Genomic DNA, 21974 nt, shown 5'->3' with positions numbered 1-21974 from the left:
AAGGCAGCGCATATGTGCTGCCTTTTTGGTTTGATCGGCCTATTTCTGCGAGGCTTGAAAAAGCCGTCCGCGCGATCCCTGAAGATGCTCGAACATTAGCCTTCTCGCATCGTCCTCTTGGCCATCGGCAATTGCTTTGGCAATAGCCTCATGTTCAGCGAAGACACGGGTCAGGCCTGTGGCTTCACGACGGATAGACGCACCGTGGAATTTCATGCCGACCGCAATGTGGTCTTTCAGTGCTTCCATTGCAGTGGAGAAATAAGTGTTCTGGGCAGCGCGGGCTATGGCCAGGTGAAACTGAAAGTCGGCGTCCTCACGGTGCGATTGCCTATTCGTGGCATCGCGGAGCAGTTCAAGTGCCTGCCTGATGGCTTTCAGGCTGTCGGCGTCATGGCGGCTGGCTGCTGCCGCTGCTGCTGCAGGCTCAAGCGTCAGGCGAAACTCGTAGCAATTCAACAGATCGGCGACATTTTCCAACTGGCCGAAGCCAAGTGGCTGCCGAAGTCCGACGGAGCGCACAAAACTACCCGCGCCGCGGCGCGAATAGATCAGGCCCTGATCGCGCAGACGCTTGAGCGCTTCGCGAATAACAGGGCGCGAGACCTCAAACTCAGCGGCGAGTTCGTGTTCGGTGGGCAGACGTTCGTCAGAATTATAGGCGCCTGATTTAATAGCGCGCAGCATGCGCTCGAACACGATGTCGGCAAGGCCTTTACGAGCGATTCCGGCTTCCAGTCCCATATATCAACTTGCCTTTCGCAGAACCATGTCTGCAACTATCTTGAGGGTATCTGGATGCCCGAACCCGCCTGATTTGGCAATGATGGTGCGCCCATTTGCCGAGGCGACGCCGAGCCCCGGCAGGCATTCACCGTGCAGATGAAGCCGTGACACACCAAGGCTGCGCATAACGGCATCAGCCGTGGCGCCACCCGAAAGAAGCAACGTGTCGAAGTGCCGCGACAGGCTGTCTCTAAGGCTATCGCCAAGAGCCTCTGCGACCGCTAGCGGGTTTACGTCCCGAGTACCCGGTGTTGCTTGTATCAAGGTCAGCGCGACGTCCGGGCCTATCGCATCTTCTGAATGACCATTCGGCGCGGCCACGTAATGCAAGTTCATGGCAGAGCGAAGTGCGTCTATCTGGACAAGTGTAATCGGATCGCGTGAACCAATGACAAATGTAGCGCGGCCGGCGGGGATCATCACCAGTTGCGAAGACGCGCCCTTGGTCATGCGGCAGGCAAGGGCATCGGCAAGGCCGCGCGCGCCGATCAAAAGGTCTATGCCATCGCGTTCGGCGGCAGCGAGCGCCTCTTCCATGTCGGCCTGCGTCCCCGTGTCAGGCGCATTGATACGGGCGAAATGCGAACCGAAGCGATCTGCTATCGATATCGGCTTTTCAATACCGTGACCTGTGACGTGACCTGCCTCGACAATACGGTCGAACGCCGGAATAGCGGGTGCGGCGAGTGCGCGGGAGTAGGGGATAGCATCGAGTTCAGCAACAATATTACCCTTAAGTCGCGAGTCGACCTTCTTGAACAGGCGCGTCCCGGTCGGCAACAAACGAATTGCGGCCGCGGTTGCTATCCTTGCATCGTCGGCGCCGATCTCACGGGTGTTAAGATTTATCGAAATCACATCCGGCTTATCTGCGACGATGTCGGGAACAGTCTTTAAATCCAGCGCGATGTATGCATGAAGGCCACGCGAAGCGAAAGGGGCTGCCGAATCAAGCGCGCCGGTCAAATCGTCCGCAAGAATGGCCAACATAATTTTTACCTTATAAAGTTGTTATCTTTATAATTGCAAAAAACGCTTTATTGTCAATCATTCATCACGATATCCGAACAAATCATGTTGCAGGCTCCGTATCGCTGAATGACTGCCAGCGCTCGCCGTTATTGGTGTAGAATATCCAAGTTGAGCGGAGGTCCTCTGCTGAGGATAGTTACAGAAGTTGTCTGCCCACTTTGCAGGATGTGGCGTATCAACGATCGCATGTCGTGTAGCACATTGAATCTGTCGCAATCCCTGCCACATCTGATGTCTCACTCTGGTCTTCTGAATGGGATGCGTATGCCCATCAATGTGCATGGGAAGAAGTGAAGATCAAACATTGTCAGAGGAGTGGCGAGGTTTGGTCAAGCCAGTTGATCATCGTGACCGCAGCATCGACAAGGAGGAGATTGAAATGAGCAGGAACCGTGGCGTCGTTTATCTGAAGCCGGGAAAAGTGGAAGTCCGCGATATCGATGATCCGAAGCTTGAGGCGCCCGATGGTCGCCGTATCGAGCACGGCGTCATCCTTAAGGTTATTTCGACCAATATCTGCGGATCTGACCAGCACATGGTCCGCGGTCGCACCACCGCGATGCCGGGCCTTGTTCTTGGCCACGAGATTACCGGCGAGGTGATCGAGAAGGGCCTCGACGTCGAGATGCTCGAGATCGGTGACATCGTTTCGGTTCCCTTCAACGTCGCATGCGGGCGATGCCGTTGCTGCAAGTCCCAGGACACCGGTGTTTGCCTGACCGTTAATCCGTCGCGGGCTGGCGGTGCGTATGGCTATGTCGATATGGGCGGCTGGATCGGCGGGCAGGCCCGCTATGTCACCATCCCCTATGCGGATTTCAATCTTCTGAAATTTCCCGACCGCGATCGGGCAATGTCGAAGATACGTGATCTTACCATGCTTTCCGATATCCTGCCGACTGGCTTCCATGGCGCAGTCAAAGCAGGTGTCGGGGTCGGGTCAACCGTCTATGTCGCTGGTGCTGGCCCCGTTGGTCTTGCCGCCGCAGCGTCTGCACGCATCCTCGGTGCTGCGGTTGTTATGATTGGCGATTTCAACAAGGATCGCCTTGCGCATGCAGCCAAGGTCGGTTTCGAGCCTATCGACTTGTCGCAGAGCGACCGTTTGGGCGACATGATCGCGCAGGTGGTCGGTACAAACGAGGTGGATAGCGCGATCGATGCCGTTGGCTTCGAGGCCCGAGGACACGGTGGCGGTGAGCAGCCGGCTATCGTGCTGAACCAGATGATGGAAATCACGAGAGCTGCTGGCTCTATCGGAATTCCCGGCCTTTACGTCACCGAAGATCCAGGCGCCGTGGACGCCGCTGCCAAGCAGGGAAGCTTGTCGCTACGCTTTGGCCTTGGCTGGGCGAAGGCACAGTCGTTCCATACCGGTCAGACGCCAGTCCTCAAGTACAATCGTCAACTGATGCAAGCCATACTGCACGACCGTCTTCCGATTGCCGACATCGTCAACGCCAAGATCATCCCGCTGGATGAGGCCGCACAGGGGTATGACAGTTTCGATCAGGGAGCGGCGACCAAATATGTGCTTGATCCTCATGGGGACCTGATCAAGGCCGCCTGAGACTCGCACCGTCTCGATTGAGTTCTCAAAGCACCCGGTATCACTTTTGATACCGGGTGCTTTTCCCGATCAACGTTCGTCATTCAGTGAAAGACAGACCTTCGGATTGACCCAGTACTGACTGTGGTTTCGTGCACAAAGAACTTTACTGGGATCACTTGGCGCATGCAAAGCGAAGTGGGTTCTGTCGTGGCGATATAGCACAGCAACGAAAAGGTGGTTGATGTCTGGACGTTGTTTATCGTCGGTCTCCGACATCGCATGCGCGTGCCGACTCGAATCCATTAGCGCAGAGTTAAGCGAATTCTCTGCACATCGCCACAAGGTCATCCCAAAGACTTTCTGCGAAGCCTCTGAGTACCATGAGTTCAAAGGCGAACATGCTGGTCCTTGTCATATGCGTGGCGATGTGTCCCATCAAGGTGACGGTTGCACTGCCAACTGGAAAGCTGGTTGGGGCCAGATCGACCGATGTTCCCTTGCTGAGAACGCGCTCGACCATTGTGCCTTGCACAAGAATACGCACACGGCCAGCACTTTGATCGACGCCGTAAATATCCGCGCCTAGTCCTGTGAAGAGCGCTTCGATTTCCCTCTGGGTCTTGGGGTGGTCGCCAACAATAAACCATTGGCCCGGCCCAGCTGCGCGCACGGCGTTTGGCTGGCGTTCTGAAAGAGAGGCCAGCTGGGTCTCAGCGTTGGTGGTACCTGGTTTTCCCATGACGAGAATGACGTGACCTTCAGGAAGCACCTCCATTGAGATACGTTCACCAACTATCGGCTTGCGATCTGCAAGTGCTGGCTTTGAGACGAGGCGAAAGTCAGACATGAAGCTTCTCGTTTTTTGGATCGACAAAGACAGGGTTGCACAGGCGTCCGGGTGTGAATTCGTTGCGGATACCGTTCCAGATCATCACCTCCTCGCCGTGGCGCTTAGAACCGCGCTTAACGAGTGCAAGGCCGATCGTGCATCCTACATGCGGAGAGAACGCGCTGGAGGTGACATAACCCTGGTCATTTTCAAGCGTTGCAGCTGCATTCTCTTCCAGAATGTGTGAGCCGCTGCGGAATGATGTATTCGGATCAAGCGGGATAACGCCGACGAGCTCCGGTCGCTCCGGTGATGTGAGGCCCTCGCGCTCGACCATTGCCTTGCCGATGAAATCCGCCTTGGTGGAGGAGACCATTTTGCCGAAACCGAGATCGGCAGGCACCACCGTTCCATTAATTTCATTGTGGGTGACATGGCCTTTTTCGATACGCAACACACTCAGCGCCTCGACGCCATATGGCTGGATACCATGTTCGCCACCTGCTTCCATCAGCGCATCTGCCACACTTTCACCGTAACCTGCCGGGACGGCGAGTTCGAACGCCAGTTCACCTGAGAAGGAAATCCGGAACAAGCGCCCGTGAAGCTGGCCGCTAAACAGAGACACGTCCCGTGCACCCAAGAACGGGAAAGCGTCGTTGGAAATGTCTTCATCGACAATGGTCTGGAGAATGAGACGGGCTTTGGGTCCGGCGATGGCCATTTGCGCCCACTGGTCCGTCGATGACGCCAAGTGGACGTCGAGGTTTGGCCAGAGGGCTTGTGCGCAGAATTCAAGGTGGTTCATGACGCCGGCGGCGTAAGCGGTGGTGGTCGTCATGAAAAAGCGTTCTTCCGAAAGACGGCTTGTCGTGCCATCATCATAGATCACGCCGTCTTCGCGCAGCATGAGGCCATAGCGTGCTTTGCCAACTGGTAGCTTCAGGAAGGCATTCGAATAGACACGGTTGAGGAATTCCGCCGCATCCTTGCCGCAGATCTCAATCTTGCCCAGCATGGACACATCACACAAGCCAGCGTTCAGGCGCACATTACGCACTTCGCGATCGACGCTTTCCCGCCAGGTCGTTTCACCATGGCGCGGGAACCAGGAAGAGCGGTACCACAAACCTGTCTCGACAAAGGTTGCACCATTCTTCTTCGCCCAGCCATGCAACGGCGATTTGCGCACGGGCTGAAAATGTTCGCCATGGTACACGCCGGTTAGCGCGCCGAATGATACCGGCGTGTAGAACGGCCTGAATGTTGTCGTGCCAACCTCTGCCGGGGAGACACCCTGGGCTTCAGCCAGAAGGCCGATGGCGTTGACGTTTGAAAGCTTACCCTGATCCGTCGCCATACCGTTGGTGGTATAACGCTTGGCCAGTTCCACATGGCCGTAACCTTCCTGAACGGCGAGGCCCAAATCCTTGCGGTGCACATCGTTCTGATAATCGACGAAGGCTTTGCCTTTGATGCCGGGAATGTTCCAGACGGGTTTGGCCGCAGGCGAAACGGTATCGCCTTCGATTGTGCCGAATGATACGGGTGACGTCTTGAAGCCGAGTTCCTCGACAAGTGAAGCTGCGCGATTTGTGCCCTCTTCAAAGCAAGCGGCGATGCCGGCAGTGGTGGCGACGGCACCTGCAAGCTCAATACCTTTCAGGCCCTGCGGTGCGAGAAAGGCTGGCTGTTGGTCCGACCAGATAGGTTTGCCGCCACGATGGCAGGCGAGATGGATAATGGGCGAAAAACCACCTGACATAGCCAACGCGTCCACCTTGATCGTCTCTGCGATGCCATTCTTGAAAACACTGATGGAGGAAAGTGCCTTGCCGCCATGGGCATCGGACACATAGGCACCCTTGATGAGACGCGCTTTGCCCGCATAGGCACAGTGTCCCTCCGGCCTTGAATCGATGATAGCGACGGGCAAAATTCCGCACGTTTCAAGATCATTCGCCAGCGCGTAGCCGCTGTCATTGGTGGTGAAGATCGCGATCTCTTTGCCGGGCGCAACACCATAGCGGTTGAGATAGGTGCGCATGGCTGTCGCCATCATCACGCCGGGTGTATCGTTGCCGCCAAAGACCAGCGGGCGTTCCTCCGCACCGCTGACAAGTAGGGCTTTTTTCGTAACGATGCGCCAGAGGCGCTCTATGGGCAACGCTGGATTCGGAAAAGAGATATGCTTCTGAACCCGTTCCACCGCGCCGAAGACGTTGCCGTCATACCAGCCGAAGGCCGTTGTGCGTGTGAGAACCTGAACGTTGGGCAGCGAATTGAGTTCGTCCATAGATTGCTTAACGAAGGTGGGCGCTGCCGCATTGCCAATTGTGGCAGTTTCAGACAGAAGCGAGCCGCCAGCCAAGGAATGCTCGTCTACCAGAATGACGCGCGCTCCGGAGCGACCGGCGGTCAGCGCCGCCGCGATGCCTGTGGGACCGGAGCCGATAATCAGTAGATCGCAATGGGCCCAGCATTTCTCGTATGTGTCCGGGTCTGCTTCGTACGTTGCTTTTCCCAAGCCCGCCGCCTTGCGGATGAAGGGTTCGTAGAGCTTTTCCCAAAGTGGCGCTGGCCACATGAACGTCTTGTAGTAGAAACCTGCACCGAGGAAAGGTGAGAGCAGACTGTTCAACGCGCCGATGTCGTAGTCAAGCGATGGCCAGCGGCTTTGGCTTTTAGCTTCCAGTCCTTGATAAAGTTCCTGCATCGTGGCGCGGGTGTTGGCTTCGGTACGACCGCCGCGACCGATTGTCATCAACGCATTCGGCTCTGCGGACCCTGCCGTCAGGATGCCGCGTGGGCGGTGATATTTGAAACTGCGGCCAACCAGTTGCCGCCCGTTGGCCAGCAGGGCAGAGGCGAGGCTATCGCCTTCGAGACCCAGCATGCGCTTGCCGTCGAAGGTAAACGACACGGTGGTCTGGCGGTCGATCAGCCCGCCGGTCTGCAAACGATAGGATGTCATGGGCGGATATCCGTTGCCTGGGCGAGTGCCACGTCGCGGCTATTTTCGATGTCATGGGTCGCCGTGTTACGCGTTACCACCAGCCAGCGGCGGCAGCCTGATGTGTGGTGCCAGTACTCCTCATAAGCACCACGCGGGTTGTCGCGTAAATAGACGTAATCCATCCACACATCCGTTCCGGCATCTGGGGCCGGGCGGGCAAGGGCTGCACCCTTGATGGTGAATTCTTCCTTGGGTCTTGCACCGCAATGCGGGCAGGGGACGAGACTGGCCATATCAGGCTATTCCTTGTGCTGCACTGTCAGTGAAGATTGGGCTGGGCACCCTGGCCTTTTTCATCCAGCATGAAACCGCGGGCGAAACGATCCAGCCGGAACGCCGTGGCTGTTTCCTGCGGGGTTCCGCGCGCCAGAAGATGGGCGAAACAGAACCCGGAAGCTGGTGTCGCCTTGAACCCGCCATAGCACCAGCCCGCATTGAGATAGAGATTATCGAGATGCGTGCGGTCGATGATCGGTGATCCATCCATCGACATATCCATGATGCCGCCCCAGGACCGCAGAACGCGCACGCGCGAAAGAGACGGGATCATGGCTTTTCCGGCTTCCGCCACATGTTCCACGGTCGCCAGATTGCCGCGCTGGGCATAGGAATTGTAGCCATCGATATCGCCACCGAAAACGAGGCCGCCCTTGTCGGACTGCGATACGTAGAAGTGGCCAGCACCAAAGGTCACGACGCCATTGATGAACGGCTTCAGCCCTTCGGAGACGAACGCCTGAAGCACATGGCTCTCAATCGGAAGCTTTAGTCCCGCCATTTCAGCCACGCGGGATGAGTTGCCAGCGGCCGCAAGGCCCAACTTGCCGCAGCCGATAAAGCCCTTCGTGGTTTCGACGCCGGTGACTTTGCCATTTTCGCGGCGGATACCGGTGACTTCGCAATTCTGGATGATGTCGACACCGCGCATGTCGGCCCCGCGGGCATAGCCCCAGGCGACCGCATCGTGGCGTACCGTGCCACCACGCTTTTGCAGCAGGCCGCCCTGTATCGGGAATCGGGCGTTATTATAATCGAGAAAAGGCAGCATCTTTTGCACCGCCGCCTTGTCCAGCAGATCGGCGTCGACACCGTGTAGCCGCATGGCATTGCCACGTCTGGTATAGGCATCGCGCTGCGCGTCCGAATGGAACAGGTTCAACACGCCGCGTTGGCTGACCATTGCGTTGAAATTGAAATCCTGCTCGAGACCTTCCCAAAGCTTCATCGATAACTCGTAGAACGGGTTGTTGCCTTGCAGCAGGTAGTTGGAGCGAATGATCGTGGTGTTGCGCCCGACATTGCCAGAGCCGATATAGCCCTTTTCCAGAACCGCGACATTGGTGATGCCGAATTCCTTGGCAAGATAATAGGCTGTCGCCAGACCATGCCCGCCGCCGCCAACGATGACGACGTCGTAATGCGGTTTCGGTTCCGGTTGCCGCCACGCGGGCGACCATGTCTTGTTGCCGCGAAGTCCGTTTAAAAACAGGGAAAGAGCCGAATAACGCATGTGATTGCCGCATCTCTCGAAAATGTTGCCGCAAGTGTAGGCTCCGATTACCAATACGGATTGCACAAAAGAGACGTTTTCAGATAGATATAGGCCATGTCACGGTCTGATACTCCCACGCTGCAACGCATCGGTTTCGTATTGATGCCGAATTTCGCGCTGATGTCCTTCGCATCCGCAACCGAACCTTTACGAGCCGCTAATTTGATCGCAGCATTAACGCTCTACGAGCCAATAGCCTTGTCTGCCAACGGGCAACCCGTGCACTGTTCATCAGGTCTAAGTGTCGAATGTCATGATCTGATGGCGCATGGCAGTGCCTGTCACACGGTGTTCGTTTGCGCGGGTGGTGACCGTGCGGATTGGGACGATCGTGGTGGTCTCTATGCCGCTTTGCGAAAGCTTGCGCGGCAAGGCGTACGGATCGGGGCAATTTCCAGCGGTGCGTATGTTCTGGCCGCTGCCGGTTTGCTGGAAAACCGCGATTTTACAATTCACTGGGAACACGCGGGCGTCTTCAAAGAGGCGTTCCCACATCTTAACCCGCGTCAAGCGCGTTACTTCATCGATGGCGACAGGGTCACCTGCGGCGGCGGCATCGCGCCTCTCGATATGATGCATGCCATGATTTCACAACGTATGGGCTCGCATTTTGCGCGCCGGGTCAGCGACTGGTATCTGCATACGGCCATTGCCGAACCAGGTGCGCCACAGCGTGGATCGACAGCGCAACGCTTCGGCACCCACCATCCTGCCTTGTTGACCGTGCTGGAAAAAATGGAAGCGACCATCGAGCAACCTATGGACCGCGCTACGCTTGCGCAATTGGCAGGCGTCAGCGTCCGTCATCTTGACAGGCTCTTCACCGAACATCTTGGCAAAAGCTTTCTGGAAACCTATCGCCTCATTCGCCTGCGTCATGCCCAGAACCTGTTGGAGCAAAGCGCTCTTTCCATTTCGGAAATCGCCTTCGCTACCGGCTTTTCGAGTGCTAGCCATTTATCGCGTGCTTGCAAAGATGTGCTCGGCAAATCACCGGGTGCTTTTCGTTTGAAGTTTCCTGCTGATTAATGGAATATTCCTCTCAGGATAATTTCGAGAGGTGAATATGGCGAAAATCGAAGCGAATGATGATTCAGGAGCGGCGTTGTCACAGGACCCGCACGCCGTAAAAGAGCCACGCGGAAACAATCTTGAAATGGCAATAGGCCACGAGGTGCGTACCTATCGCAAGAAGCTCGGCATCACAGTGACAGATCTTGCCGCCGCAACAGGCGTGTCTGTCGGCATGCTGTCCAAGATCGAAAACGGCAATATCTCGCCATCGCTGACAACGCTTCAGACGCTGTCTCGCGCGCTCGGTGTACCGCTGACGGCATTTTTTCGCGGCTTCGAAGAAGCGCGCAGTGCGACTTTTGTAAAGGCAGGCGAAGGCGTTAATCTGGAGCGGCGCGGCACGCGTGCGGGCCATCAATACAGCCTGTTGGGCCATATCGATAACAACAGCAGCGGCGTCACCGTCGAACCCTATCTGATCACGCTGACGACGGATTCGGATGTCTTTCCTACGTTCCAGCACGAGGGCATGGAGTTTCTCTACATGCTGGAGGGAGAGGTGGTCTATCGCCACTCGGAAAGTCTCTACGCCATGCAACCCGGCGATAGCCTGTTCTTCGATGCCGACGCGCCGCATGGCCCGGAACAGCTTGTGAAACTGCCCGCGCGTTACATCTCAATCATTTCCTATCCGCAGAACAAAGCGAAATAAATTGCCTTAGAAGAAAATATTATTCTTCATAGTTGATATGTGAAATGCTCTATGCTAGCAATTCCTCCATCGAAGAATGGAGACGCTGGCCATGTGTGGTATTGTTGGATTGTTTCTGAAAGACAAAAGCCTCGAGCCGCAGCTTGGGGAATTGCTGTCGGATATGCTCATCACCATGACGGACCGTGGGCCGGACTCAGCTGGCATCGCGATCTATGGCGCACCGGCATCTGGCAAGGCCAAGGTGACGTTGCAGTCAGCGCAGCCGGATGTGGATTTTGGCGGTCTGGACGCCGATCTTGCCGCGGCTGGCATTGATGCCACGGTTATCGTGAAGAGCACCCACGCTGTGGTCGAGATTGCCGCCGCCAAACTTTCATCCGTCCGCTCAGTGCTGTCTGAAATACGGCCTAATATCCGCATCATGGGTTCTGGTGATAGTGTCGAAATCTATAAGGAAACCGGTCTGCCGAAGGATGTTGTTGCTCGCTTCGACGTGCGCTCCATGGGCGGGACGCATGGTATCGGCCACACCCGCATGGCGACCGAATCTGCCGTCACTACGCTTGGCGCGCATCCGTTTTCGACCGGTGCTGACCAGTGCCTGGTGCACAATGGTTCGCTGTCCAACCACAACAATCTGCGCCGCGAGCTGGTGCGTGAAGGCATGACTTTCGAGACGCAGAACGACTCGGAAGTTGCCGCCGCGTACCTGACGGCAGAAATGGCCAAGGGCAAGGATCTGGGTGAGGCGCTGACCGGTGCTCTGGAGGATCTGGATGGTTTCTTCACCTTCGTCGTCGGCACCAAATCCGGCTTCGGTGTTGTGCGAGATCCCATCGCCTGCAAGCCTGCGGTCATGGCCGAGACGGATCAATATGTCGCCTTCGGTTCGGAATATCGCGCACTGGTCAATCTGCCGGGCATCGAAACCGCGCGCGTCTGGGAGCCGGAACCGGCCACCGTCTATTTCTGGGATCACGACAAGGCCGCCTGAGACAAGCCCATATCGAGAAAGTTCACACCATGCCAGTTTTCGATCTCTCCACCACGCCCTTGCGTGAACTCAACAGTGCGCTGCATGCCTTGTCCAAAGGCGCGAATGACACAGAATTTGAAGTCATCAATCCGCGTGGCAGCCATTCGGTCGCTGTTGGTATCGACGCACCCGTCACCGTCGAAGTGCGTGGTTCGGTCGGTTATTATTGCGCCGGTATGAATGATGGCGGCACCGTCACCGTTCATGGCTCTGCTGGTCCCGGCGTTGCCGAAAATATGATGTCCGGCACTGTCATCATCGAAGGCGATGCCAGCCAATATGCCGGGGCCACGGGTCGTGGCGGTCTCTTGGTCATAAAGGGCAATGCGGCGTCGCGTTGCGCCATTTCGATGAAAGGCATCGATATCGTCGTGCACGGGAATGTTGGCCATATGTCAGCCTTCATGGGTCAGTCAGGCAACCTCGTCGTTCTTGGCGATGCGGGCGATGCGCTGGGCGACAGCCTGTATGAGGCCAAGCTCTTTGTGCGCGGTACCGTCAAGAGCCTTGGGTCCGATTGCATCGAAAAGCAGATGAAGCCCAAGCATCTGGCGAAGCTGGCGGAGCTTTTGGAAAAGGCTGGTGTCACAGATGTGAAGCCCGAAGAGTTCAAACGGTATGGCTCTGCCCGCACGCTCTACAATTTCAACATCGATAACGCCGACGCGTATTAAGGCGAGGGACATTTCATGAGCTATCACAATCCCCACACCCCGCCGCGCAAATCCGCGACATTCGATGATGCGACGCTGGCCGAAATCCGCCGTGCCGCCGCCACCGGCATCTATGATATCCGGGGAGGTGGCACCAAGCGGAAGGTTCCGCACTTCGATGATCTGCTGTTTCTCGGGGCCTCGATCTCGCGCTATCCGCTCGAAGGTTACCGCGAAAAATGCGATACCTCCGTCGTTCTCGGCACGCGTTTTGCCAAGAAGCCAATCCACCTGAAAACACCCATCACCATCGCTGGCATGTCCTTCGGCGCTCTCTCGGGTAATGCCAAGGAAGCGCTGGGTCGCGGCGCGACGCTGGCGGGCACATCCACCACCACGGGCGATGGCGGCATGACGGATGAGGAGCGCGGTCACAGCCAGACGCTGGTCTACCAGTATCTGCCATCGCGTTACGGCATGAACCCGAAGGATTTGCGCCGCGCCGATGCTATTGAAGTGGTGGTCGGCCAAGGTGCTAAACCGGGCGGCGGCGGCATGCTTCTGGGTCAGAAGATTTCCGACCGTGTCGCCAATATGCGCAACCTGCCGAAGGGCATCGACCAGCGCTCGGCCTGCCGTCACCCGGATTGGACCGGCCCGGACGATCTGGAAATCAAAATACTCGAACTGCGCGAAATCACCGATTGGGAAAAGCCGATCTACATCAAGGTCGGCGGCGCTCGCCCTTATTACGACACAGCCCTCGCCGTCAAAGCCGGTGCCGATGTGGTGGTGCTGGATGGTATGCAGGGCGGCACGGCTGCAACGCAGGATGTGTTCATCGAAAATGTCGGCATGCCGACACTTGCCTGTATTCGCCCTGCCGTTCAGGCGCTTCAAGATCTGGGTATGCACCGCAAGGTGCAACTGATTGTTTCAGGCGGCATCCGCTCCGGTGCGGATGTGGCGAAAGCTCTGGCGCTGGGTGCAGATGCGGTTGCCATCGGAACGGCTGCACTTGTGGCGCTGGGTGATAATGACCCGAAGTGGGAAGAAGAATACCAGAAGCTTGGCACCACGGCTGGCGCGTATGATGACTGGCACGAAGGCAAAGACCCGGCTGGCATCACCACGCAGGATCCGGAACTTGCTGCGCGTCTGGAGCCTATCGCTGCCGGTCGGCGTCTTGCCAACTATCTCAAGGTCATGACGCTGGAAGCCCAGACAATCGCGCGCGCCTGCGGCAAGAACCATCTGCATAATCTGGAGCCGGAAGACCTCTGCGCGCTGACCATGGAAGCCGCCGCAATGGCGCAAATTCCGTTGGCTGGCACCAACTGGTACCCTGGCAAGGGTGGCTTTTAAGCCCCCTTACGCAATAGCAGGCCGCGTTTGGGAGGATGCGGCTTGTTGACGATGAGTGTCTGATATCCAAAAAGGGGAACAAAGTGACACTGGATCTCTCGCAATATGCCTCCGAAAACGGCGTCAAATATTTTATGATCAGTTTTACCGACCTCTTCGGTGGCCAGCGGGCAAAGCTGGTTCCGGCCGAAGCCATTGCCGATATGCAGGAAAACGGTGCCGGTTTTGCGGGTTTTGCCACCTGGCTTGATCTGACGCCCGCCCATCCCGATCTTTTCGCCGTTCCAGATCCATCCTCCGTCATCCAACTGCCGTGGAAAAAAGACGTTGCCTGGGTCGCTGCCGATTGTGTGATGGAAGACAAGCCGGTCGAACAGGCCCCGCGCGTTCTCTTGAAGAAACTGATCGCAGAAGCGGCTGGAAAAGGGCTGCGCGTTAAAACCGGCGTCGAACCTGAATTCTTCCTGATTTCGCAGGATGGCTCGAAAATATCAGACGAGTTCGATACCGCAGAAAAGCCTTGCTACGACCAACAGGCGGTGATGCGCCGCTATGATGTCATCGCCGAAATCTGCGATTACATGCTGGAGCTTGGCTGGAAGCCCTACCAGAACGACCATGAGGATGCCAACGGCCAGTTCGAGATGAACTGGGAATATGACGACGCGCTTCAAACCGCCGATAAGCATTCCTTCTTCAAGTTCATGGTCAAATCCGTTGCCGAAAAACACGGGTTGCGCGCCACCTTCATGCCCAAGCCCTTCAAAGGCCTGACCGGCAATGGCTGCCACGCCCATATCTCTGTGTGGGATACGGATGGCAAGGTCAACGCATTCGCTGACAAGGGGATGGATTTCGGCCTCTCGGCGCAGGGCCGCACGTTCCTCGGCGGGATCATGAAACACGCGTCTGCTTTGGCGGCTGTCACCAATCCCACCGTCAATTCCTACAAGCGCATCAATGCACCGCGCACGATCTCGGGGGCGACATGGGCACCGAACACGGTGACCTGGACAGGTAATAACCGCACCCACATGGTGCGCGTGCCGGGTCCTGGTCGTTTCGAACTTCGTCTGCCGGATGGCGCGGTCAATCCTTATCTGTTGCAGGCAATCATCATTGCCGCAGGCCTGTCCGGCATTCGCACCAGCGCCGATCCCGGGCCGCATCACAACATCGATATGTACCGCGACGGTCATACGATTACCGATGCGCCCAAGTTGCCTTTGAACCTGCTGGACGCCCTTCGCGAATACGAGAAGGACACCGAGTTGCAGCAGGCCATGGGAACAGAGTTCTCGAGCGCTTATCTGAAACTCAAACAGGGCGAGTGGAATACATATTGTTCCCAGTTCACATCATGGGAACATGACACGACGCTGGATGTCTAGGTGCCGCCTTATAGCTCAGCCCCGCGCTATCGTCCGGGGCTTTTTATCGCCTTTCCAAAAGAGATCGCCCGATGACGAAATTCATTCTGACAGTCACCTGCACATCGACACGCGGTATTGTTGCAGCACTGTCCGGTTATCTGGCGAAGCTCGGTTGCAACATCATTGACAGCTCCCAGTTCGATGATCTGGATACAAATCGCTTCTTCATGCGCATCAGTTTTTTGTCGCAGACCGGCGCCACTCTCAAGCAACTCGCTGAAGGCTTGAAGCCGATCTCGCAAGAGTTTCAGATGGATGCAGAGATCCACGACGCGACGCAGCGTATGAAAGTGTTGTTGATGGTCTCGCGCTTCGGCCATTGCCTCAACGATCTGCTATACCGCTGGAAGATCGGTGCACTGCCGATAGATATTGTCGGTGTCGTGTCCAACCATTTTGACTACCAGAAAGTCGTGGTCAATCACGATATTCCTTTCTACCATATTCCCGTGACAAAGGAGAACAAGCCGCAAGCCGAAGCAAAGATCATGGATCTGGTGGAAAGCACCGGCACCGAACTGATCGTGCTGGCACGTTACATGCAGATCCTCTCGGACCGCATGTGCACCGAAATGTCCGGCAAGATCATCAACATCCACCATTCCTTCCTGCCCAGCTTCAAGGGCGCAAACCCCTACAAGCAGGCGTATCAACGCGGCGTAAAGCTGATTGGTGCGACAGCGCATTACGTAACTGCCGATCTAGATGAGGGGCCGATCATCGAGCAGGATACGGTGCGCGTTACCCACGCGCAAAGCCCTGATGATTATGTGTCGCTTGGCCGGGATGTGGAGGCGCAGGTGCTGGCGCGTGCCATTCATGCGCATATTCACCGTCGTACCTTCATCAATGGCAACCGAACCATCGTCTTTCCCCCGAGCCCTGGCTCCTATGCTTCAGAGCGTATGGGGTAGCCCGCGGCTCTGTACACATGTCTGAGGGAGTTGCAAAACAGATGTCCCGCCGATATGTATTTGGTACGCCATAATATTATGCTGCCTATCTGAGTCGCTATTTAGCAATTCGGTTGTGCGTCAGAAGGCGTCTCAGTACAGGGAGCGGGTAATGAATACGATTTTGCAGGGCTCGACAATCAAGGTGGAGCGTCCGGCAAAAACGTTGCGCGAACTAGCACTCGAGAAGGTACGGGAAGCTATCGTCAGCGGTCACTTCCGTCCGGGGGATCGTTTGGTGGAGCGTGATCTCTGCGCCCAGCTTGGCGTCAGCAGAACCATCGTGCGCGAAGTCTTGCGACATCTGGAATCCGAAGGGCTGGTTGCCAACCTTCCAAACAAAGGGCCGATCGTCGCGCAACTGGACCTGAACGAGGCGCGTCAAATCTATGAAATCCGCGGTGCGCTGGAAGGCATGGCCGCACGTTTGTGCGCCGAACGTAACGACCCCGCCATCGTCGCTGCGCTGGAAAAATCGCTGCACGGCATCCGCCAGTCTTATCATGACAAGGACATGCAGGGCGTTCTCACGCATACATCTGCATTCTATCAGACACTGTTCAGCAGTGTGGAGCGCACGGTGGCGTGGGGCATCGTCAATCTGCTGACGGTCCGTATCAACCATCTGCGCTCAATGACAATTAAGACGGAGAGCCGCAATATCGATGGCCCCGCGCAGATGGAAAAGATCATCGAGGCCATCCGCAAGGGTGATGGAGAGGCGGCTTACCAGGCAGCAATGAAGCATGTTGCCAGCGCATCGGCCATTGCCGAAGCTGTCCTTTCCGCGCAGTCACCCGTTCCTCGCGTATAATCTCCTCGTCCGTTCAATTCAGATAAGCTTACCAAACGCATTTTTACGCGCGACGCCGAGATGCGACCGGTGACGTGTGTGTCCACGTTTCCGGCTTATGTTATCCCTTTAAGCAGTTGATTTAATTCGATTAAATAATGATCTACTGACGATCATATATCGTTGGCAGAAAGTCTATTGACAGCTCTATATTATGGCATACCATAACCTCATATTCAATTGAGGGCCGAGCATGACCATTCAAATCCGCAAGACGATTTTGCAGGTTGAGACCGCCTTGATCGAGGGTGGGAAGGCGGCGCCGATCCCGTTGAAACTCTATTCCGCCTTCGCCGTCGTGAAGAACCCATGGGCTGGTCGTGGCTTTGTCGAGGACCTGAAACCCGAAATTCACGCACTCGCGCCGGTGCTTGGCGAGTTGTTGACGCGCATGATTATCGACGCTGTTGGTTCGGGCGAAGCGGTAGAAGGTTACGGCAAGGCGGCGGTTGTTGGTCTCGATGGTGAAATCGAACATGCCTCGGCGCTCATTCACACGCTGCGCTTCGGCAATCATTACCGCAATGCAGTCGGGGCCAAATCCTATCTTGCCTTCTGCAACACGCGCGGTCCCGCCAATGCGCCGATCATGATCCCGCTGATGGACAAGAATGATGAGGGTCGTCGCTCCCACTACCTGACTATTCACACCGCCATTCCCGATGCGCCAGCCGCAGACGAGATCGTCGTTGCTCTGGGGGCATCTGTCGGTGGACGCCCGCATCATCGCATCGGAGACCGTTATCAGGATCTGAAAGATCTGGGTAACGATGTCGCCAATCCCGCAGGCGTTTGAGATCGGTCGCCGCCATGCACACCAGCCCCACCGTTTCGCCTGACAACATATCGCAGCCGCCACAGTTTCAGCGTTTGCATACCGATGGCGGCGTCTCTTATGTCGAGGCGGGTTCTGGCGAGCCGTTGGTCCTGATCCACGGCGTGGGTATGCGGTTGGAGGCATGGGCTCCGCAGATTGGGATTTTTGCGAAGACGCACCGCGTGATCGCGGTTGATATGCCCGGCCATGGCGAAAGCGAAAGACTGCCTGACGGAAGCACACTTGAAGACTTCGTTGTTTGGTTTGGCCGGTTTCTGGACGAGATGAAAATCGAGAAAGCCAACGTTGCCGGTCACTCCATGGGCGCGTTGATCGCCGGAGGTGCTGCCGCCACGCTCAGTCAGCGCATCAAGCGGGTTGCCTACCTCAACGGTGTCTATCGACGGGACCCGGAAGCGAAAGCTGCTGTCATGGCGCGGGCTGCATCGATCGGCACTGTTGGTATTGATCGCGAAGGGCCGCTGAAGCGCTGGTTTGGCGACGATGCCGAGAGCTTGCATGCGCGTGAACTCACGCGCAACTGGTTAAGCCAGGTTGATCCGCAAGGTTACGGCGTTGCCTATACCGCCTTTGCGGGCGGCGACGAGACTTATGCAGACCATTGGCGCGATGTTCGCTGCCCGGCGCTGTTTTTGACCGGCTCTCACGATCCGAATTCGACACCAGACATGGCGCATCAGATGGCGGAGATAACGCCGAATGGTTGGGCGAAGATCGTGGAGGGGCATCGGCATATGGTCAATCTGACTGCACCCCATGCCGTGAATGGCCTGCTTGCAGAGTGGCTTGAAACAGAGGAGCCGAAATGATGCCGGATACCATTGATCCCCGCGCATTGAGAGATGCTTTCGGCGCTTTTCCAACCGGCGTTACGGTTGTTACCACCCGAAATTCGGATGGCAAGCCGATCGGTTTTACGGCCAACTCGTTCACGTCGGTCTCGCTAGATCCGCCGATGCTGCTCGTCTGTCTTGCACGCACCTCCCGCAATTTCGCAGTTATGACAAATACGAAAACTTTCGCCGTCAACATTCTCTCTGAAACGCAGAAGGATGTTTCCAACACCTTCGCCCGGCCTGTCGAGGATCGTTTCGCGGCGGTGTCGTGGAGCGATGGCCCCAAAGGTTGCCCTGTTTTCGATGATGTGGCGGCGTGGTTCGAGTGCACGATGGAAAACGTGCTGGAAGCGGGCGACCACGTCATTCTTCTTGGGCAGATTACAGCCTTCACCAACAGTGGCCGCAACGGTTTGGGTTATGCACGCGGGGGCTATTTCACGCCGCAACTGGCGGGCAAGGCAGTTTCAGCGGCAAGCGAGGGCGCATTGGAAATTAGTGCCGTTCTCGAAAGCGATGGCGACGTATTATTGCTAGGCACCGAAACACTGTCACTGCCAACCTGCCACAGCACGGATGGTGATCCGACGCTCGTGCTGGCCGCCTATCTCAAAGAACTAACGGGTCTCAGCATCACAATCGGCTTTCTATATTCCGTTTTTGAAGACAAGGCCGAACGTCGCCAGCATATTGTCTACCGTGCTTTTGCTTCCGAAGGCGTACCGAACGAAGGACGGTTCTTTTCGCCCTCCAGCCTGTCGGGCCTGACATTCAACACGGCCGCCACGGCCGATATCGTCAATCGTTTCGCGATGGAAAGTTCGCTGGGTAACTTCGGGGTCTATGTCGGCAACGAAACGGTTGGACGCGTTCACTCCATCAACATGAAGGGCGTCTAACCGTGAAATTTTCCCTTTTCGTCCATATGGAACGCCTTGATCCAAGCCAAAACCACAAGGCTCTCTACGAAGAATTCGTGGCGCTTTGCGAAATTGCCGATAAGGGCGGCATGCATGCCATCTGGACCGGCGAGCATCACGGCATGGACTTTACCATTGCTCCAAATCCATTCGTCACGATTGCCGATCTGGCGCGTCGTACGAAGAATGTCAGGCTCGGTACAGGCACTGTGATCGCGCCCTTCTGGCACCCGATCAAGCTGGCTGGCGAAGCCGCCATGACCGACATCATCTGCGATGGCAGGCTGGATATCGGTATTGCGCGTGGTGCCTATTCCTTTGAATATGAGCGCTTGTCGCCGGGTCTGGATGCCTGGGGCGCTGGCCAGCGCATGCGTGAACTGATCCCCGCCGTCAAAGGCATATGGGATGGCGACTATGCCCATGACGGCGAGTTCTTCAAGTTTCCGGCCACGACTTCCGCACCAAAGCCCCTGCAGGAGCCTTACCCACCAATTTGGGTTGCAGCGCGTGATCCTAACTCCCATGAATTTGCCATCGCCAATGGCTGCAATGTGCAGGTGACGCCGCTGTGGCAGGGTGACGATGAAGTCACTACGCTGATGTCACGTTTCAACGACGCCTGCGCCGCGCATCCCGACATCAAACGTCCAAAGATCATGCTGTTGCGGCACACATATGTGGGTTCGGATGAGGAAGACATTGCGCTCGCGGCCCATGAATTGAGCGTCTATTACAATTACTTCTTCGCCTGGTTTAAAAACGAAAAGCCTGTCACCCAGGGTCTGATCGAGCGCATTCCAGATGACGTGATCGCCGCAAACGAGATGATATCCGCAAACTCGATGCGCCAGAACAATGTCGTCGGCAATGCCGATGATGTCATTGCGCGTTTGAAGACCTATGAGGCCATGGGTTACGACGAATATTCCTTCTGGATCGACACCGGCATGAGCTTTGAGCGAAAGAAAGCATCGCTTGAGCGCTTCATGGCTGAGGTCATGCCAGCGTTCGCGGAGTAGACCATGCAGCACTTCCAGTATTACATCGATGGACAGTTTCTCGAAGGCGAGGCACGCTTCGATAGTCTTGACCCTTCGACGGGAAAGCCATGGGCAACAATGCCGGAGGCCCGCGAAGCAGATGTCGACCGCGCCGTTTCTGCCGCATACACTGCGCTTTACGACGGCCCCTGGCCTAAACTTACCGCCACGCAACGCGGCAAGCTGCTGTATAAGCTGGCTGATCTGGTGGCTGCCAATGCGCAGAAACTGGCAGAGCTGGAAACACGCGACACCGGAAAAATCATCCGCGAGACCTCGGCCCAGATCGCTTACGTGGCTGATTATTATCGTTATTATGCGGGCCTTGCTGACAAGATCGAAGGCTCCTATCTGCCGATCGACAAGCCGGACATGGATGTCTGGCTGCGGCGCGAACCGGTGGGTGTGGTCGCCATGGTCGTGCCATGGAACAGCCAGTTGTTTCTGTCGGCGGTCAAAATTGGTCCGGCACTGGCAGCCGGTTGCACCATGGTGGTCAAGGCGTCCGAGGATGGCCCGGCACCGCTTCTGGAACTGGCGCGGCTCATTCATGAGGCAGGGTTTCCTGCGGGTGTCGTCAACATTCTGAACGGCTTTGGCCCATCTTGCGGTTCGGCGCTTGGGCGTCATCCGAAGGTCGCGCATGTTGCCTTCACTGGTGGCCCGGAAACGGCGCGCCATGTGGTGCGCAACTCAGCTGAAAACCTCGCCTCGACCTCGCTGGAACTGGGTGGCAAATCGCCCTTCATCGTCTTTGCCGATGCCGATCTTGAAAGTGCGGCCAATGCGCAAGTTGCCGGTATTTTCGCGGCGACCGGGCAAAGCTGCGTTGCCGGTTCGCGATTGATCGTCGAGAGAAGCATCAAGGACCGTTTTGTCGCTTTGCTGAAGCAAAAGGCTGAGGCCATCCGTATTGGTGCCCCACTGGATATGGCGACCGAAGTTGGGCCTCTTGCCACAAGTCGTCAGCGCAAAGGCATCATTGATCTCGTTGCTCGCTCGCTCGACGCCGGTGCTGTTCTTGTGACAGGGGGCAAAGCGCTCGATGGTGATGGGTTTTATTACCAACCGACGATCCTCGATTGTGACGGCGTTGCTTCGCCATCGCTGGTCAACGAGTTTTTTGGCCCGGTTCTTTCGGTGGTGTCCTTCGAGACGGAGCAAGAAGCTCTGCGCCTTGCCAACGATACAGTTTTTGGTCTCGCATCCGGCATCTTCACGCAGAACCTGACCCGTGCGCATCGTCTGATGAAGGGTATTCGCGCTGGTGTCGTCTGGGTCAACACCTACCGCGCCGTTTCTCCCATTGCGCCGTTCGGCGGGTTTGGCCTGTCTGGACACGGGCGCGAAGGCGGTATGGCGGCGGTTATGGATTATACCCGCACCAAAACCATCTGGCTGCGGACGTCGGATGATCCAATCCCCGATCCCTTCGTGATGCGGTGACCCCGATGTTTTATGAAATCCGCACCTACAGACCGAAGAACGGGGCAATACCCGCCTATTTTGAGGTTCTAGAATTCGCGATTTGATCGAGGTCGGGGAAAA

At 56.6% G+C, this 21974-nt stretch carries 20 protein-coding genes; 14 read left to right on the top strand and 6 right to left on the bottom strand.

All coding sequences use genetic code 11. The annotated features are described in order from the left end of the window. Nucleotides 1–39: 39 nt before the first annotated feature. A complete protein-coding gene (locus ATO67_RS17735; RefSeq protein ID WP_067652367.1) occupies nt 40–744 on the bottom strand; it encodes a FadR/GntR family transcriptional regulator in 705 nt (234 codons plus the stop codon). Nucleotides 745–747: 3 nt separating this feature from the next. Further along, complete coding sequence (locus ATO67_RS17730; protein ID WP_067652364.1) at nt 748–1776, bottom strand: four-carbon acid sugar kinase family protein; 1029 nt, start codon at nt 1774–1776, stop codon at nt 748–750. 421 nt (nt 1777–2197) lie between these two features. Here ATO67_RS17730 and fdhA point away from each other — a divergent pair, with 421 nt between their 5' ends. Beyond that, a complete protein-coding gene (fdhA, locus tag ATO67_RS17725) occupies nt 2198–3388 on the top strand; it encodes a formaldehyde dehydrogenase, glutathione-independent (RefSeq protein ID WP_067652464.1) in 1191 nt (396 codons plus the stop codon). 295 nt (nt 3389–3683) lie between these two features. Here fdhA and ATO67_RS17720 read toward each other — a convergent pair whose 3' ends face one another. The 4 genes from ATO67_RS17720 to ATO67_RS17705 are packed head-to-tail and all read right to left on the bottom strand — an operon-like array spanning nt 3684 to nt 8725. Further along, a complete protein-coding gene (locus ATO67_RS17720) occupies nt 3684–4217 on the bottom strand; it encodes a sarcosine oxidase subunit gamma family protein (RefSeq protein ID WP_067652362.1) in 534 nt (177 codons plus the stop codon). Then, nucleotides 4210–7173, bottom strand: a complete 2964-nt coding sequence (locus tag ATO67_RS17715; RefSeq protein ID WP_067652360.1) for a sarcosine oxidase subunit alpha — start codon at nt 7171–7173, stop codon at nt 4210–4212. The genes ATO67_RS17720 and ATO67_RS17715 overlap by 8 nt, the downstream gene beginning before the upstream one ends. After that, complete coding sequence (locus ATO67_RS17710) at nt 7170–7448, bottom strand: sarcosine oxidase subunit delta (RefSeq protein WP_067652358.1); 279 nt, start codon at nt 7446–7448, stop codon at nt 7170–7172. Before ATO67_RS17710 ends, ATO67_RS17715 begins: the two co-directional genes overlap by 4 nt. A 26-nt stretch (nt 7449–7474) precedes the next feature. After that, complete coding sequence (locus tag ATO67_RS17705) at nt 7475–8725, bottom strand: sarcosine oxidase subunit beta family protein (protein ID WP_067652356.1); 1251 nt, start codon at nt 8723–8725, stop codon at nt 7475–7477. A 96-nt stretch (nt 8726–8821) separates the two neighbouring features. On the opposite strand from ATO67_RS17705, the gene ATO67_RS17700 reads away from it, so the two are divergent. The 13 genes from ATO67_RS17700 to ATO67_RS17640 all read left to right on the top strand — a co-directional run bounded on the left by ATO67_RS17700 (nt 8822) and on the right by ATO67_RS17640 (nt 21872). Beyond that, on the top strand, nt 8822–9796 hold the full coding sequence (locus ATO67_RS17700) for a GlxA family transcriptional regulator (RefSeq protein WP_067652354.1): 975 nt from the start codon (nt 8822–8824) through the stop codon (nt 9794–9796). A 37-nt stretch (nt 9797–9833) separates the two neighbouring features. Then, nucleotides 9834–10493 (top strand): helix-turn-helix domain-containing protein, encoded by a 660-nt coding sequence (locus ATO67_RS17695; RefSeq protein WP_067652352.1) that lies wholly within the window; start codon nt 9834–9836, stop codon nt 10491–10493. 91 nt (nt 10494–10584) lie between these two features. Beyond that, the gene (locus ATO67_RS17690) at nt 10585–11490 is read left to right on the top strand and encodes a class II glutamine amidotransferase (RefSeq protein ID WP_067652462.1); all 906 of its coding nucleotides are present in this window, start codon (nt 10585–10587) and stop codon (nt 11488–11490) included. Between the two features lie 29 nt (nt 11491–11519). After that, on the top strand, nt 11520–12206 hold the full coding sequence (locus ATO67_RS17685; protein ID WP_067652349.1) for a GltB/FmdC/FwdC-like GXGXG domain-containing protein: 687 nt from the start codon (nt 11520–11522) through the stop codon (nt 12204–12206). A gap of 15 nt (nt 12207–12221) precedes the next feature. Then, on the top strand, nt 12222–13550 hold the full coding sequence (locus tag ATO67_RS17680; protein ID WP_067652347.1) for an FMN-binding glutamate synthase family protein: 1329 nt from the start codon (nt 12222–12224) through the stop codon (nt 13548–13550). Nucleotides 13551–13633: 83 nt separating this feature from the next. Next, a complete protein-coding gene (gene glnT / locus ATO67_RS17675; protein WP_067652460.1) occupies nt 13634–14941 on the top strand; it encodes a type III glutamate--ammonia ligase in 1308 nt (435 codons plus the stop codon). Between the two features lie 71 nt (nt 14942–15012). After that, the gene (gene purU, locus ATO67_RS17670) at nt 15013–15897 is read left to right on the top strand and encodes a formyltetrahydrofolate deformylase (protein WP_067652345.1); all 885 of its coding nucleotides are present in this window, start codon (nt 15013–15015) and stop codon (nt 15895–15897) included. Nucleotides 15898–16048: 151 nt separating this feature from the next. Beyond that, on the top strand, nt 16049–16750 hold the full coding sequence (locus ATO67_RS17665; RefSeq protein WP_067652343.1) for a GntR family transcriptional regulator: 702 nt from the start codon (nt 16049–16051) through the stop codon (nt 16748–16750). 232 nt (nt 16751–16982) lie between these two features. Then, complete coding sequence (locus ATO67_RS17660) at nt 16983–17585, top strand: amino acid synthesis family protein (protein ID WP_067652341.1); 603 nt, start codon at nt 16983–16985, stop codon at nt 17583–17585. A 14-nt stretch (nt 17586–17599) separates the two neighbouring features. Next, a complete protein-coding gene (locus ATO67_RS17655) occupies nt 17600–18436 on the top strand; it encodes an alpha/beta fold hydrolase (protein WP_082760315.1) in 837 nt (278 codons plus the stop codon). Continuing rightward, a complete protein-coding gene (locus ATO67_RS17650; protein WP_067652339.1) occupies nt 18433–19362 on the top strand; it encodes a flavin reductase family protein in 930 nt (309 codons plus the stop codon). The genes ATO67_RS17655 and ATO67_RS17650 overlap by 4 nt, the downstream gene beginning before the upstream one ends. Nucleotides 19363–19364: 2 nt before the next feature. Then, nucleotides 19365–20405, top strand: coding sequence for an LLM class flavin-dependent oxidoreductase (locus ATO67_RS17645; RefSeq protein WP_067652337.1), 1041 nt, complete (start codon nt 19365–19367; stop codon nt 20403–20405). A gap of 3 nt (nt 20406–20408) precedes the next feature. Next, a complete protein-coding gene (locus tag ATO67_RS17640) occupies nt 20409–21872 on the top strand; it encodes an aldehyde dehydrogenase (protein ID WP_067652335.1) in 1464 nt (487 codons plus the stop codon). Nucleotides 21873–21974 lie beyond the last annotated feature (102 nt).

The organism is Agrobacterium bohemicum (assembly GCF_001562555.1).
GTDB classification, from domain to species: Bacteria; Pseudomonadota; Alphaproteobacteria; order Rhizobiales; family Rhizobiaceae; genus Agrobacterium; species Agrobacterium bohemicum.
The sequence above is the reverse complement of the archived record's forward strand: the minus strand, read 5'-3'. Positions and strand labels throughout refer to the sequence as shown.